At 73.0% G+C, this 12,781-nt stretch carries 13 protein-coding genes; 9 read left to right on the top strand and 4 right to left on the bottom strand.

What is annotated here, in order from left to right:
* The first annotated feature begins 353 nt into the window (after positions 1 to 353).
* The 3 genes from F9C41_RS34340 (at position 354) to F9C41_RS34330 (ending at position 4,042) form a co-directional block, all read left to right on the top strand.
* Positions 354 to 1,619 carry a phosphotransferase family protein gene (locus tag F9C41_RS34340; RefSeq protein WP_155391012.1) on the top strand — a complete coding sequence of 422 codons (1,266 nt, stop codon included), beginning with the start codon at positions 354 to 356 and terminating at the stop codon, positions 1,617 to 1,619.
* 273 nt (positions 1,620 to 1,892) lie between these two features.
* The gene (locus F9C41_RS34335; RefSeq protein ID WP_155391011.1) at positions 1,893 to 3,152 is read left to right on the top strand and encodes a L,D-transpeptidase; all 1,260 of its coding nucleotides are present in this window, start codon (positions 1,893 to 1,895) and stop codon (positions 3,150 to 3,152) included.
* A gap of 263 nt (positions 3,153 to 3,415) precedes the next feature.
* Positions 3,416 to 4,042: a hypothetical protein gene (locus F9C41_RS34330; RefSeq protein WP_155391010.1), complete on the top strand. Its 627-nt coding sequence runs from the start codon at positions 3,416 to 3,418 to the stop codon at positions 4,040 to 4,042.
* A 44-nt stretch (positions 4,043 to 4,086) separates the two neighbouring features.
* Here F9C41_RS34330 and F9C41_RS34325 read toward each other — a convergent pair whose 3' ends face one another.
* The 3 genes from F9C41_RS34325 to F9C41_RS34315 form a co-directional block, all read right to left on the bottom strand.
* Positions 4,087 to 4,965, bottom strand: coding sequence for a hypothetical protein (locus F9C41_RS34325; RefSeq protein ID WP_155391009.1), 879 nt, complete (start codon positions 4,963 to 4,965; stop codon positions 4,087 to 4,089).
* A 111-nt stretch (positions 4,966 to 5,076) separates the two neighbouring features.
* A complete protein-coding gene (locus tag F9C41_RS34320; protein ID WP_155391008.1) occupies positions 5,077 to 5,793 on the bottom strand; it encodes a YqeB family protein in 717 nt (238 codons plus the stop codon).
* Between the two features lie 144 nt (positions 5,794 to 5,937).
* Positions 5,938 to 6,783 (bottom strand): slipin family protein, encoded by an 846-nt coding sequence (locus F9C41_RS34315; RefSeq protein ID WP_155391007.1) that lies wholly within the window; start codon positions 6,781 to 6,783, stop codon positions 5,938 to 5,940.
* 205 nt (positions 6,784 to 6,988) lie between these two features.
* Between F9C41_RS34315 and F9C41_RS34310 the strand changes: the two genes are divergently transcribed.
* The 3 genes from F9C41_RS34310 (at position 6,989) to F9C41_RS34300 (ending at position 10,219) form a co-directional block, all read left to right on the top strand.
* The gene (locus tag F9C41_RS34310) at positions 6,989 to 8,164 is read left to right on the top strand and encodes a geranylgeranyl reductase family protein (RefSeq protein WP_407924767.1); all 1,176 of its coding nucleotides are present in this window, start codon (positions 6,989 to 6,991) and stop codon (positions 8,162 to 8,164) included.
* Between the two features lie 121 nt (positions 8,165 to 8,285).
* On the top strand, positions 8,286 to 9,221 hold the full coding sequence (locus F9C41_RS34305) for a transporter substrate-binding domain-containing protein (RefSeq protein WP_155391005.1): 936 nt from the start codon (positions 8,286 to 8,288) through the stop codon (positions 9,219 to 9,221).
* Entirely contained in the window at positions 9,218 to 10,219 is a 1,002-nt protein-coding gene (locus F9C41_RS34300) for a hypothetical protein (protein WP_155391004.1), read from the top strand. Before F9C41_RS34305 ends, F9C41_RS34300 begins: the two co-directional genes overlap by 4 nt.
* 6 nt (positions 10,220 to 10,225) lie before the next feature.
* Here the strand turns inward: F9C41_RS34300 and F9C41_RS34295 are convergent, their stop codons facing one another.
* Positions 10,226 to 10,582, bottom strand: coding sequence for a VOC family protein (locus F9C41_RS34295; protein WP_196280075.1), 357 nt, complete (start codon positions 10,580 to 10,582; stop codon positions 10,226 to 10,228).
* A gap of 81 nt (positions 10,583 to 10,663) precedes the next feature.
* On the opposite strand from F9C41_RS34295, the gene F9C41_RS34290 reads away from it, so the two are divergent.
* The 3 genes from F9C41_RS34290 (at position 10,664) to F9C41_RS34280 (ending at position 12,706) form a co-directional block, all read left to right on the top strand.
* Positions 10,664 to 11,248 carry an RNA polymerase sigma factor gene (locus F9C41_RS34290; RefSeq protein ID WP_230690220.1) on the top strand — a complete coding sequence of 195 codons (585 nt, stop codon included), beginning with the start codon at positions 10,664 to 10,666 and terminating at the stop codon, positions 11,246 to 11,248.
* On the top strand, positions 11,248 to 12,156 hold the full coding sequence (locus tag F9C41_RS34285) for a hypothetical protein (RefSeq protein ID WP_155391002.1): 909 nt from the start codon (positions 11,248 to 11,250) through the stop codon (positions 12,154 to 12,156). The genes F9C41_RS34290 and F9C41_RS34285 overlap by 1 nt, the downstream gene beginning before the upstream one ends.
* Before the next feature lie 91 nt (positions 12,157 to 12,247).
* On the top strand, positions 12,248 to 12,706 hold the full coding sequence (locus F9C41_RS34280) for a VOC family protein (RefSeq protein ID WP_155391001.1): 459 nt from the start codon (positions 12,248 to 12,250) through the stop codon (positions 12,704 to 12,706).
* The last annotated feature ends 75 nt before the right edge of the window (positions 12,707 to 12,781 follow it).

Raw genomic sequence — 12,781 nt, 5'->3', positions numbered from 1 at the left:
TGTCGAGGCGCCCGGCGGCGCCGACGGCCCAGCCGGACGGCTCGGCCAGCGAGGCCAAGTTCACGCGGATGCCGAACAGGCCCGCGATCACCGTCTCGGCGGCCGCGACAGCAGCGTTGCTGTCTCTATTGGACATCCCCGCTCGGCGGTGCGATAGCGCCCTCCCCTGGTCGCCTCGGTCGACTGCCCCCATGGTGCACCTCCTCGCGCGTGGTGGATACGGCCGAGCAGGTCACAGGCCAGGTCGGGGCGGCCGACCCGGCGGCCGGGTCTTTTACGTCGACGTCACCGCCCAGGGCTGCGTCGCGAAAACCCGGCGACGAAGCGTGCCGGCCGGCGGTACCGTCCGCGGCGTGGGACGAGTCGTGACGTTGGTGCTGGTGGACCGGGCCGGAACCGTGCTGGGGGCGCTGCCGCCGTACGAGGTGGACCTGCCCTGGTGGCAGGAGGTCGCCGACGTCGTGGCCGGAGCCCGCGAACACCACGGCGTCGACGTCACCGTGCTGCGCCTGCTCTTCGCGGACCAGCCCGCCCCGCCCGGCGGCAAGGTCACCTACCTGGCCGAGGTCGACGGCGACCCCGGCCCGATCCGCCCCGCCACCGCCGCCCTAGTGCCGCACCCACGCCGCGCGCCATACGCCGAGGTCGGCGGGCCCGCGGACAGCCTCGCCTGGGCCGCCGACGCCCTCGCCGCCCGGGGACGCAGGCTCACCGCCACCGCCCAGCAGCGCACCTGGAACCTGTCCGCGATCTGGCGGCTGGAGACCGACACCACTCCCGTATGGCTCAAGCAGGTCCCGTTCTTCTTCGCCCACGAGGCAGCCGTGCTGAGCTGGCTGGGTGAGCACGCCCCCGGCACCGCGCCCGTCCCGCTCGCCGCCGACGGCGGCCGGGTGCTGCTCGACGACCTGCCCGGCACCGACCGCTACGGCGCCCCCGCGCAGGAGCGCCTGCTCATGCTGTCCAGCCTGCACACCGTCCAACTCGTCGCCTCCGGGCGGGTCGGCGAACTGCTCGCACTGGGCGTGCCCGACCAGCGGCCGCCCCGCCTGGCCGAGCGCCTGCGCGCGGTCGTGGCCCGCAACGCCCCACCGCAGCACGTCGCTGACGCGACCGAGCCGGCCCGGGCCACGAGCACCGACCTGCCCGAGCCACCGGCGGGCAGGCTCGGCGACCTGCCCGAGGCGCCGGCCGCCGGGCCGGCCGACCGTCTCGCGGTGCTGCTCGACGGCCTGGACGACCGGCTGGCCGAGCTGGCCGCGTGCGGGCTGCCGGACACGCTCGTGCACGGGGACTTCCACCCCGGCAACGTGCGCGGCACCGCCGACCGGCACGCCGTCATCGACTGGGGCGACTCCGTGCTCGGGCACCCGGCGATCGACCTGCTGCGGATGTGCGAGCGGCTGGCCGACCCCGAGCCGCTGCGGCGGGCCTGGGCGCGCAGCTGGCGGGCGGCCGTGCCGGGCTGCGACCCCGAACGGGCGGTGGCGCTGATCGAGCCGCTGGTCGCCTTGCGCAACGCCGCCGCGTACGCGGGTTTCCTCGATGCCATCGAGCCGTCGGAGTGGCCCTATCACGCCGACGACGTGCCGTACTGGCTGGCGCAGGCGGCGGCTTGAGCGGCTCGCGCCGGTCGCGTACGGACGTTCGGCCAGGTGGGAGGGTGACCGGCGGCAGAAGGTCGCGACCCCTGCCGAAGCCGTCGCGGACGGCCCGTGGCGATGTCATGATCCGAGAAGATAGGTGACCTTTACCCCATCCGGCTGGTGCCGAAGGAACCGAACAGGGCTCACGGAGCGTTCGGGCGATGCGGCAGGATGTTCCGCGATGTGTGGATCTGGGGAGCGGGGTAGGCGGCGATGAGCCTGAGGACGACGGCGCGCAGGGGCGCCATGGCACTGGTGCTGGCGGTGGTGGCACCGCTGGCGCTGACCGCGTGTTCGGCGGATGAGGGCACGCCCGCCTTCGTGGCGCCCACCCAGTCGGCGCCCGAGCCGGCGCCGGCCAGCACGGAGCCGCTGGCGCTGGCGGTGACGCCCGCCGAGGCGGCGAAGAACCAGCCGGTGAGCACCGAGGTCGGCACCCAGGTCAGCGGCGGGAAGGTGCAGTCGGTGACGATGACCGACGCGGCCGGGGCCGCGGTCGCGGGTGCCATGCGCGCCGACGGCACCTCGTTCGTGCCGGCCAAGCCGCTCAAGTACGGCAAGAAGTACTCGGCGACGGTCGTCGCGGTCGGCCCGGACGGGCAGACCACGGAGAAGAAGACGTCGTTCACGACGATGGGCAAGCCCAGCAAGAAGACCGGTGCGGGGCTGTACCTGTTCTCGGACCGCACGTACGGCGTGGCGATGCCGGTGGTCCTGGAGTTCACCAGCCCGGTGCCCGAGTCGGCGCGGGCGGCCGTGGAGCGCCGCCTGTTCGTCACGGTGGAACCGCCGCAGCCGGGCATCTGGCACTGGTCCAGCCCGCTGCAGGTGATGTACCGCGGCCCGCAGTACTGGCAGACCGGCACGAAGATCACCGTGCGGGCGGCGCTGGAGGGCGTGCCGATGGGCAACGGCCGCTACGGCGACGAGGACCGGCTCGGCGTCGGCAACATCGCCAAGGAGAAGATCGAGCTGATCGTCGACAACGCGACCAAGCGTTTGCAGGTGTTCCAGAACGACACGGTGGTCAAGACGATTCCGGTCAGCCTGGGCAAGACGAAGACGCCGTCGTCCTCCGGCACCATGGTGATCATGGACAAGCAGCAGAAGACGGTCTTCGACACCACCGACGACCCCGGCAACGTCGACCGCTACGTCGTCAACATCGAGTACGCCCAGCGCCTGACCTGGGGTGGCGAGTACATCCACGCCGCGCCGTGGTCAGTGAAAGACCAAGGCGTGCGCAACGTGTCGCACGGCTGCGTGAACATGTCCACGGCCAATGCGGTCTACCTGTTCAACCTGACCAGCATCGGCACGCCGGTCACCGTGAAGGGCACCGAACGCAAGATCAAACCCGCCAACGGCTGGACGGCGTGGAGCGTGGGCTGGGCCGACTACGTCAAGGGCAGCGCCCTGCCGGTGCCGCCGGAGCTGGCGGCGCTGGGCGACCCGCAGCCGTCCGCGTCGGCGCTGCCGTCGCCGAGCGTGTCCCCGACGGCGTGACCCGGCTCACCTGACTTTCGTCAGCCACAGGTCCCGACCGACGACAGGTGCGGTCGGGACCTGCTCTTCCGCAGACTGGTAGGCGTTGGCCCGGGTTCGCCGCAACGGCGCGGCGGACCGGGGCCACCCAGACCTTCCTCGCGACACCCATCCCCTCCCCCGCCCTCGGGCCGCCTCCGGCGCCAGGGGCGGCCCCGTCTCCGGGTCCGGTCAGGGTCGCGCCCCTGATGCGGGACCCGCCGGCAGCGGCCAGGCTGGCCCGCATGGCACGCAGAAGTGGGCAGTGGGGGCGGCAGACGCTGGTATGGCTGCACGCCGTCACCTCGATCGGCTGGATGAGCCTGGCGCTGTGCCTGTGCGTGCTGCTGCTCGCCGGGCCGCCGTCGGGCTACGAGGCCGCCCGCACCCTCGACAAACAGCTGCTGGCGCACCTGGGCACGTCGTCGGCGTTCACCGGACTGATGCTGTCCGCACTGACGGCCTGGGGTTACCTGCGCTACTGGTGGGTGCTGGCGAAGTTCGCCGTCACCCTGACCCAGCTCTACGTCGGCATCGCCATCCTCAGCCCGCGCCTGGACGCGCTGGCCGAGGCGGGCGCGGCCGCCGACGCGGGCCCGATGATCGCGGCGTCGGCGCTGATGGCCTCGGCGATCGCCGGGCAAGCCTGGCTGTCGGTGGCCAAACCCTGGCGGCACACCCCGTGGGCCGACCCACGGTGGCGCACGCCGCACTTCCCGACCTGGCTGTACTGGGCCGCGGTCGCCGTCCCGGTGCTCGACTTCGTGGTCTGGCGGGCGGTGTTCGGCGCACCCGCCCCGCTGCTCTCCCTGATCATCGTGCTGGTCTTCCCGTTCTACCGACGCCGCCGCCTGCGCCCGGCCATGGCCTGACCGGACGCGCCGTGCACCCTGGCCGCGCGGACACCGGCGCGCCGCTACGAGATCTCGCCGGACGCCCTCAGCAACACACGGTTGCCCAGCGGCCGCACCAGCCGCACCGTGTACTCCGCGGTGCGCAGCATCGCATCCCGGATGCAGTCGCCGCTGCCGCCCGGGGAGGCCGCGGGCGACGAGGCGACGATCCGCAGACGCACGGCGACCGCCGTCGCGGACTCCACCGCCTCGGCGGCGTACTCGTGCACCGGCTGCCCGGCACACGGCTCGGGCGGCGTCGACAGGCGGACCGTCAGCGTCACCCCGTCGGCGGCGAGCCCCGCCGAGCCCATCACCCCGTCCGTGTGCTCCACCGGCCAGAACGCGGTGTCGGCCGGTGCGGCGACGGCCAGCGGCCGCATCGACTCCGGCGCGGTGAACAGCCACGCGGGCAGCATGCGCGGGCCCCGGTCGGTCAAGAACTCGGCTTCGCCGAGCGCCACCTTCGTCACCAGCAGCGGCGGCGGCGTGGCGTCTGGTGCCGATGCGGGGTCGCCGACGGCGACGAGCAGGTCGTACGCCTGTCGGGCGCCGATCGCGGGCAGTTCGAACGCGCCGTCCGACAGCGTGGCACGGACCGTCGCCGGACCGTCCGGCAGCGCCGCCTGCAACGTCAGCCGCCCCTGCGACATGGCGATCTTCGCGTCGCCGGAGGTGTAGCCGTACTCCTTCACCCGCCCGCTGAGCAGCAGGATCGGCCGCGGCGTGCGATCGACCGGGAAGTCGGCGAACCGCGCCAGCTGCGCCGCGACGTCCGCGGGCGGTGCCGCCTCGCCCACGAGCGGCACCGCGCCGCCGCGCTCGGGCACCGGCGCGCATCCGGCGAGCACGAACAGCGGCACGGCGAGCAGCCGGGCCGTGAGCCGGGTCAGCTGGCGCATGGAAACTCCCCCGAGACGACGACGTTTGTCACTCCACCGACGCATCGCACCTGCCCCCGGTTGCACATCACCACCGTGGACGATCCGGACACCGGCACCGGCGGGCGGACCCTATGCGGCTTGGTCCTCTGTGGCGGGCGGTGTGGCCAGCCGCCAGTACTGGCGGCGCTGCTCCTCGCGTACCAGCACGCCCAGCCGCCGCAGCTCCTGGCGCAGCACCGCGGACTCGGCCTCCTCGCGCTTGGACAGCGCCTTGGCGCGGGCCGCCAGCAGCGCGTTCGCGCCGTCCGGCAGGCCCGGCAGGTCCGGCACCCAGAGCCGGAACAGGTCGCGGTGCGGGTCGCCTTCGTCCCGCCACGGGTAGCCGTGTGCCGTGAACGCGGCCCGCAGCTCGGCGGGGCGCAGGTCGGAACTCTCCCGGGCGTGTTCCCAGCCGTCCGCGCCCTGCAGCACCAGCTGCTTGCCGTCGACGAAGACGGAGGTCACACCGGCCCGGGCGACCGTGTGGGACGGCCCGTCGACGCGGGCCAGCACGGCCGCGTCATCGCGCACCGTCACCGTGAGCCGCTCACCGATCGCAGTGAGCACCAGCAGCAGCCCCGCGACCAGGCCCAGGCCGAGCGCGCCGACGGTCGCCCACGGTTCGGGGATCTGCGCGATCAGCTTGAACGGGCCCTGCAACGGCGCCCAGGACAACCCGGCGATCCAGCCCGCGGCCGCCTTGAGCAGCCAGCCGAGGGCCATGCCCGCGATCGGGAACCCCCAGGCGATCAGCGCCCGCTCGCCGGCGGGCACCGCCACCACGGTCTCCGCGTCGCCGTGTGCCATCGCCGTCCTCTCCGTCGCTTCCCGACCGCCGCCGAGAGTAGTCGACGAAATGGCGTGTCCGCCCGGGAGAGGTGTGGGCTCCCGGGTGGACACGCCGTCGCGGGGCTCATGCCCCGCCGCTCGCTCCGCGTGCCGTGCCTGCCGTCAGTTCGGCGTGCTGTGCTTGTCGAAACCGATGTACAGGCGGGCCTCGGCGTTGCCGCCGAGCGCGGTCATCGTCTCCAGCTCGCGCAGCCGCAGCAGCGCCGGGTGCTCGGCGTACACGGCCGCGGCCTCGGCGAGCCGGCGCAGCGCGTCGACCTCGGCCTCGACCCGGATGCGTTGGGCCGCGGCGTCGGCCTCGGCCGCCAGCCGGGTCGCGTCGCGCCGGGCCGCCGCGGTGACCTGGTCGGCCTCGGCGCGGGCGCGGGCCTCCAGCACGTCCTTCTCCGCCTTGGTGCGGGCGTCGACCAGCTGCGCCTCGGCGAGCCGCTGCGCGGTCAGCACCCGGTTCATGACCTCCTGCAGGTTGCCGGGGAAGACGATGTCCTTCACGTCGGCCCGCAGGATCTCCACACCGTAACCTGCCGCGGCGCCCTGCACGTCGCGCAGGATGTCCTCGGACAGCTGGTTGCGGTTGGTGAGGATGTCCTCGAGCGTCATCGAGGCCAGCGACCGGCGGGCCGCCAACTGCACGTCGCTGTACACGCGGTCGGTGTAGCTGTCCACCCGCTCCACCGCGGCCACCGGGTCGACGACCTTGAAGTGCGTCAGGATGCTCACCCGCAGCGCGACCTTGTCGGAGGTCAGGATCTCCTGGCCCTTCAGGGTCAGCTCACGCTCACGCATGTCCACCAGCGTCACCTCGACGACCGGGCCGCGCTTGCCGAAGCGGCCGCTCGCGGCGGGCAGCTCGTAGCGGCCGGCTTCGAGCACGTCGGTGAGCCTGCCGTCCACGTAGCGCAGGCCGCGGTGGGTGTTCTTGATGACGATCTCGTTGATGGTGCCCATGGCGATTCCTCGGGAGAAGGGAAAGAGGGTCGCCCCGGAGCGGGTCCGATGGCTAGGACGGGTATCAGGCTAAAGAGGCCTGTCAGCATGGAATGACGGATTCCAGTGCACTTTGTCTGGCAGACACCCGCTATGAGCCCGCCGGGGCGAGCTCACTCCATCACGGACGCCGTTGCCCGGCAACGGATTTTCGACTCCCGTGGCGGTGTACGCGGCGATGGCCGATGCTGGAGGCGTGTACGACGTCGCGATCGTCGGGGCCGGGCCGGCCGGGTCCGCCGCCGCGCTCGCCGCGGCACGAACCGGTGCGCAGGTGCTGCTCGTGGACCGCGACGTGTTCCCGCGCGACAAGGCCTGCGGCGACGGTGTCGCCCAGCAGGGCCTGGACGTGCTGGCCGGGCTCGGGGTCACCGGGCTGATCGACGGCTCCGCCCCGATCCGGTCGCTGCGCCTGACCGGGCCGGGCGGCGCGCAGGCGGCCGGTGAGCTGCCCGAACCCGCCTACGTCATCCCGCGCGCAGTGTTCGACGCCCGCCTGGTCGCCGCCGCGGTGCGGGCCGGTGCGACGTTCCGGCGGCACACGGTACGCAGCCTCGCGGTGCGCGCGGACGGCGTCGACCTCGGCGAGGGCCTCGCCGCGCGGGTCGTGATCGGGGCGGACGGCGCGAACTCCACCGTGCGCCGCGCCCTGGGCCTGCCCCGCAACCCGCCGGACCGGCTGGCCGTGGCCATCCGCGCCTACACGCCCGACCCGGCGGCGCACCCGTCCGCCGCGTCCGCCCGCGGGCTGGAGCAGCGCATCGTGATGACCGGGCAGCGGTGGCCCGCCTACGCGTGGTCGTTCCCGATCGGCGACGGGCGGCGCAACGTCGGCTACGGCGAGCTGGTGTCCGGCGGCCCGCTCAACCGGGCGCACCTGCTGGATCGGATGCACACGCTGCTCGGCGACACCGCTGCGGGCGAACTGTCCGACGCGCGGGCGCATCACCTGCCGCTGTCGACGTGGCGGCCCCGGCCGGGGCACGGGCGGCTGCTGCTGGCCGGTGACGCGCTGTCGCTGATCAACCCGTTCACCGGGGAGGGCATCTTCTACGCGGTGCTGTCCGGTGCGCTGGCGGGCCGGGCCGCGGTGTCGCCGGGCGGCCCGGCCGCGGGACGGGCCTACACGGTCGCATTGCGCCGCCGACTGGGCCGCCACCTGCGGCATACCAACGTGATCGCCCGGCTGACCGGCCGGCCCTGGGTGGTGGACGCAGGCCTGCGCGCCGCCGCCCGCCACCGGCATGTCTTCGACGGCTTCGTCGGCCTGGGCCTCGGCGACGGCCTGCTCACCCCGCGGCTGCTCACCGCCGTGGCCGCCGCCGTCCTCCACCGCGCCTGACGTCCCGCTCCCCGCCGTGCCTGATCGGGTGCTTCACCTAAACGTTGCATTGGCAGGCGTCACGCGCTGGATGCGGACGACTACATTGGACCGGCGCCGTCCACCTACCTGAGGACCGCCGATGACTGAGACTTCTGCCCGGCCGCGCTGGCGGCCGCTGCTGACCGCCACCGCGGTGACGCTGACGATGCTGTTGGCGGGCGCTGCGGCCTGCGGACCCGAGGGCACCGCGCCGAAGACCGTGGACGACCTGTTCAAGAAGACCGACGTGTACGGCCAGCCGAAGATCAAGGTCGGGGTCGCCGAGGACCAGCCGCTGATGGGCCAGATCGTGAACGGCCGGTTCGAGGGCTTCGACATCGAGATCGCGCGTTACCTCGCCGAGTCGCTGGGCTTCAAGGGCGACAGCCGCATCGAGTGGGTGCCCCTGCAGACCGAGGACCGCGAGAACGCGCTCGTCTCCGGCCAGGTGCACCTGGTGGTGGCCAGCTACTCGATGACGCCCGACCGGGAAAAGGAGATCGACTTCGCCGGCCCGTACTTCGCGACCAAGCAGGAACTGCTGATCCGCACCGTGGACCGCGACAAGATCCGCAACCTCAACGACCTCGCCCAGCCCGGCCGGGAGACCTGCGTGGTGGGCGGATCGACCGGCGAGCGCCAGTTCACCGACCGCGCACTGAAGGTGTACCCGGCGGCGACCAACCGCGAGTGCCTGGAACGCCTGCTGTCGGGCAAGTCGCACGCGTACTCCACCGACGAGACCATCCTCGCCGGCTACCTGTCCGAGCACCCGAAGGACCTGTTCATCGTCGACGTGCCGATCGGCGCGAACGAACGGCTGGGCGTCGGGGTGTCCAAGCAGGATCCCGAGCTGCGTGACCTGGTCGCGTTCTTCCTGCGCAAGAGCTACGACAACGGCCGTTCGACGGGCACCAGCGCGTGGCTGGCGGCGTACCGGCGCACGCTGGGGCCGTGGCTCGGCGACGACACCACCCAGCCGCCCATCGACGCCCCGGACCTGGTGGACTACGACGAGAAGGCGCAGAAGCCATGACCGAGGCCGGCGGGCCGGGGCTGCCACCACCCCGCAAGCGTTATGCGTGGCGCGCCGGCCAGGGCTTCTGGACGGTGGCGGTCGGTGTGCCCGCCGTCTTCTCGGTGATGCGGCTGTGGGTCGAAGCGGGCGGGGAGCTGCAGACGACGCTGCTGCTGGTCGCCAACGTCGGGCCGATCAACCTGATGGCCGCGCTGTTCACCACCGCCACCCGGCTGGTGACCACGGGGCTGGTCGCGGTGTTCGCGCTCGGCGCGGTGCTGGCGGTGAGCACCGCCGACCGGCCGCGGCGCCCGCCGCTGTTCGCGCGGTGGTACGCGATGGCTCCGCCGTGGTTCCTGGCCGGGCTGTTCGCCATCGCGCTGGCCGCCTGGCAGATCATCTACCTGCCGCTGCTGGTGGTGGCCGCCGTCGCGGTGTTCCAGCGGGAACTGGCCACGCTGGAGTGGCCGCGCTGGCGCTGGGCGGCGACGATCGGCGTGGCACTGGCCGGATACGGCTGGCTGGTCGCGCCGACGGTGCTGCAGGCCTGGCGGACCGGCGAGCTGTTCGCGGTGGCGCTGCTGGTCGTGCCGCCGGTGCTGGCACTGGGGGTGAGCGGGCCGCTGCCCCGGTGGCTGGTGCTGCCGGCCGCGGCGCTGGCGCAACTCGGCATCGCGGTCGTGCTGCTGGTCGCGGCCGTGCCCGTGGTGCTGACACCGGTGCTGCCGATGACGGTCACCACCGTCGCCACCCCGGCCGGGGTGCCCGAGGAGGTGCGTGGGCACGTCATCAGCACCGACGACGTCAACACGGTGATCCTGCAGGAGCGCGGCGGCGTGCGGTACATCGACAACGACGCGATCGAGGCGCGCGTGCTGTGCCCCACCGCGGAGGAGCTGGTGCGCTACCGGTTGTGGGTGCGCGAGTTCCACGTCGAGGACTCGCTGCTGGGCGCGCTGGGCCGCCGGGTGCGCCCGATGACCCCGGTCAGCGCGGTCTGCCGCATCCCGACCTGAGCGCGGTCACCACCAGACGAGGCAGAAGGGGTGGCCGGCCGGGTCCGCGTACACCCGGAAGGTCTTGCCGCCGCCGGGCAGCGGGCTGGCGCCCAGCGCCAGCACTCGCGGCTCGGCCTGCTCGATGTCGTCGACCCGCACGTCGAAGTGCATCTGCTGCGGGTGGGCCGGGTCGGGCCAGCGCGGCGGCGTGAAGTCGGCGACCCGCTGGAACGCCACCCCCGGCCGATCCGGCGCGTCGCCGATGACGACCCAGTCGCCCTCGTCCTGGACTCGCTGCATGCCGAGCAGCTGCTCGTAGAACCCGGCCAGCGCGCCGGGGTCCGGGCAGTCGATGATGAGGCCGTGCCAGCGTCCGATCACGGCGACCATCCTGCCGCACGGGACCGACAGGTCGGCGTGCAACACGAAGCGCCCAGCCGGCCATAGGTAGGCGTGACGACCATGATGCAGCGCAGCGACGGGCAGTTGTGGGCCGACGCCGCAGACGGCGACCAGGCGGCGTTCGGGCTGCTCTTCGACCGGCACGTGAAAGCGGTGTACAACCACTGCTTCCGGTTGTGCGCCTCGTGGAGCACGGCCGAGGACGCGACCCAGGCCGTGTTCCTGACCGCCTGGCGCAGGCGATCCGACATCCGGCTGGTCGACGATTCGGCGCTGCCGTGGCTGCTGACCGTCGCGACCAACGTGGTACGCGACGAGCGCCGCTCCGCGCGACGCTGGCTGGCCGCGACGCTGCGGCTGCCGCCCGACCGCGACACCGCCGACCTGGCCGACCACGTGGCCGGGCGGGTCGACGACGAGCGGCGCATGCGCGCGGTGCTGCGGGCGGCGCGCCGACTGCCGCGGGCCGAACGCGAGGCGCTGGCGCTGTGCGTGTGGTCATCCGTGTCCTATGCCGACGCGGCACAGCTGCTCGGCATCACCGAGGCGTCGGTACGCGCGCGGGTCAGCCGCGCCCGGGCCCGCCTGACCCGGCTGCTCGGCGACGCCGCGGCACCGGTTCCCCACGAGACGCAGGAGGCGTGATGACATACCTCGACCAGCTGCCCCCCGAGCGGGATCTGCCCGCGGCCAGGCAGGCTCGGATGCGGCACCGGGTCCTCGCCGGGCTCCCCGGCCCGGTCCGTCCCGTGCGCCGCCGCCGCACACTGGCGGTGCTGGGCGCGGGCCTCGCCACGGCCGCCTGCGCCACGGCGGTCGTGGTGTGGACCGGTGGGCCGGGCGGCGAGCGACCGGAACCTGAGGTCGTCGCGCTGGGCACCGGCGTGCTGTCGCCGATGGTGCGCCGCACCGGTGACCTGTGCCTGACCCACGCCCGGCAGCAACTGAACGATCCAGATCACCCGCGGGAGTACACGTTCCACTGGCCCGAGGGGGCACGGCCGAGCCTGGTCAACTACGCCGAACGGGAGAACCGGGCGGTCACCGTGTACCGCCTGGACCAGACGATGATCTGGTGCAGCATGGAGCCGACGGTCCCGCCGTCGGACGAGTGGAGCAGCGGCCTGGGCTACGGTCCGGCGCCGAGCTGGCTGCCGGGGCCGGTGGCGGGCCAGTCGGCCAGCCACAGCGACATGGACGGCGGCGAGGCCCAGGTCGCCGGGTACATCAGCCGGCGCGTCGCCAAGGTGGTCCTGGACGACGGGCAGGGGCACCGCAGCACGGCACGGCTCGCTGAGGGCACGTTCGCGGTGCTGAGCGACGGTGCCCTCGCGCCGGACAAAGGCCAGTTGATCAGCTACGACGAGCAGGGCCGCGAGATCGACCGGCGGTACGCGTTCGACCTCGGCCCGGTCGGCACCAGTTGCTGGATCGACCCGGCGGGCAAGGTCGTCGTGTACGGGATGGATCGCAAGGACGCGCCGGTCCCCTCCCCTGCGGGCTGTGGAAAGGCCGAGCCGTGGGCGCCGTCGAAGGGCTGGACTCCGGCGTAGCACCAGGCGCGCGGCGGGCGGATGTCCGGTGACGGGCGTTAGATGGGGAGCGGACGCACCGCTCCCCATCTCCGTAGGCAAGGAGACCGTGATGCAGAAGATCACCCCGTACCTGTGGTTCGACACCCAGGCCGAGGAGGCCGCCGCGCACTACACCTCGATCTTCAAGAACTCGCGGATCGTCAGCGTCGTGCCCGGACCCGAGGGGCGGGCGATGCTGGTGAACTTCGAGCTGGAGGGCCAGGCGTTCGTCGGACTCAACGGCGGGCCGACGTTCCACTTCACCGAGGCGATCTCGTTCTTCGTGGACTGCGCCGACCAGGCCGAGGTCGACGAGATGTGGGCGCGGCTGTCCGAGGGCGGCGAGGAGGGCCAGTGCGGCTGGCTCAAGGACCGCTACGGCGTGTCCTGGCAGATCGTGCCGAAGGTGCTCGCCGAGCTGATGGGCGATCCCGACCCGGCGAAGGCGAGCCGGGTCATGCACGCCCTGCTCGGCATGACCAAGCTCGACATCCAGGGCCTCCAAGACGCCTACGACGGCAAGTCCTGACCACTCCGGATGTCAGGAAGGGCACCTCCGACAACGCATAGCGATGTGAAGGTGCCCTTCCTTCGGGCGGTGCGG

It is taken from the genome of Catellatospora paridis (assembly GCF_009720365.1).
Classification (GTDB): Bacteria; Actinomycetota; Actinomycetes; order Mycobacteriales; family Micromonosporaceae; genus Catellatospora; species Catellatospora paridis.
Note: the sequence above shows the minus strand (reverse complement) of the source record. Positions and strands in the feature narration are given on the sequence as shown.

Coding starts and splice junctions, on each gene's coding strand:
- F9C41_RS34335 (WP_155391011.1), top strand. CDS start 1,893: ATGGCACTGGTGCTGGCGGTGGTGGCACCGCTGGCGCTGACCGCGTGT.
- F9C41_RS34300 (WP_155391004.1), top strand. CDS start 9,218: ATGACCGAGGCCGGCGGGCCGGGGCTGCCACCACCCCGCAAGCGTTAT.
- F9C41_RS34285 (WP_155391002.1), top strand. CDS start 11,248: ATGACATACCTCGACCAGCTGCCCCCCGAGCGGGATCTGCCCGCGGCC.
- F9C41_RS34325 (WP_155391009.1), bottom strand. CDS start 4,965: ATGCGCCAGCTGACCCGGCTCACGGCCCGGCTGCTCGCCGTGCCGCTG.
- F9C41_RS34320 (WP_155391008.1), bottom strand. CDS start 5,793: ATGGCACACGGCGACGCGGAGACCGTGGTGGCGGTGCCCGCCGGCGAG.
- F9C41_RS34315 (WP_155391007.1), bottom strand. CDS start 6,783: ATGGGCACCATCAACGAGATCGTCATCAAGAACACCCACCGCGGCCTG.
- F9C41_RS34280 (WP_155391001.1), top strand. CDS start 12,248: ATGCAGAAGATCACCCCGTACCTGTGGTTCGACACCCAGGCCGAGGAG.
- F9C41_RS34305 (WP_155391005.1), top strand. CDS start 8,286: ATGACTGAGACTTCTGCCCGGCCGCGCTGGCGGCCGCTGCTGACCGCC.
- F9C41_RS34330 (WP_155391010.1), top strand. CDS start 3,416: ATGGCACGCAGAAGTGGGCAGTGGGGGCGGCAGACGCTGGTATGGCTG.
- F9C41_RS34290 (WP_230690220.1), top strand. CDS start 10,664: ATGATGCAGCGCAGCGACGGGCAGTTGTGGGCCGACGCCGCAGACGGC.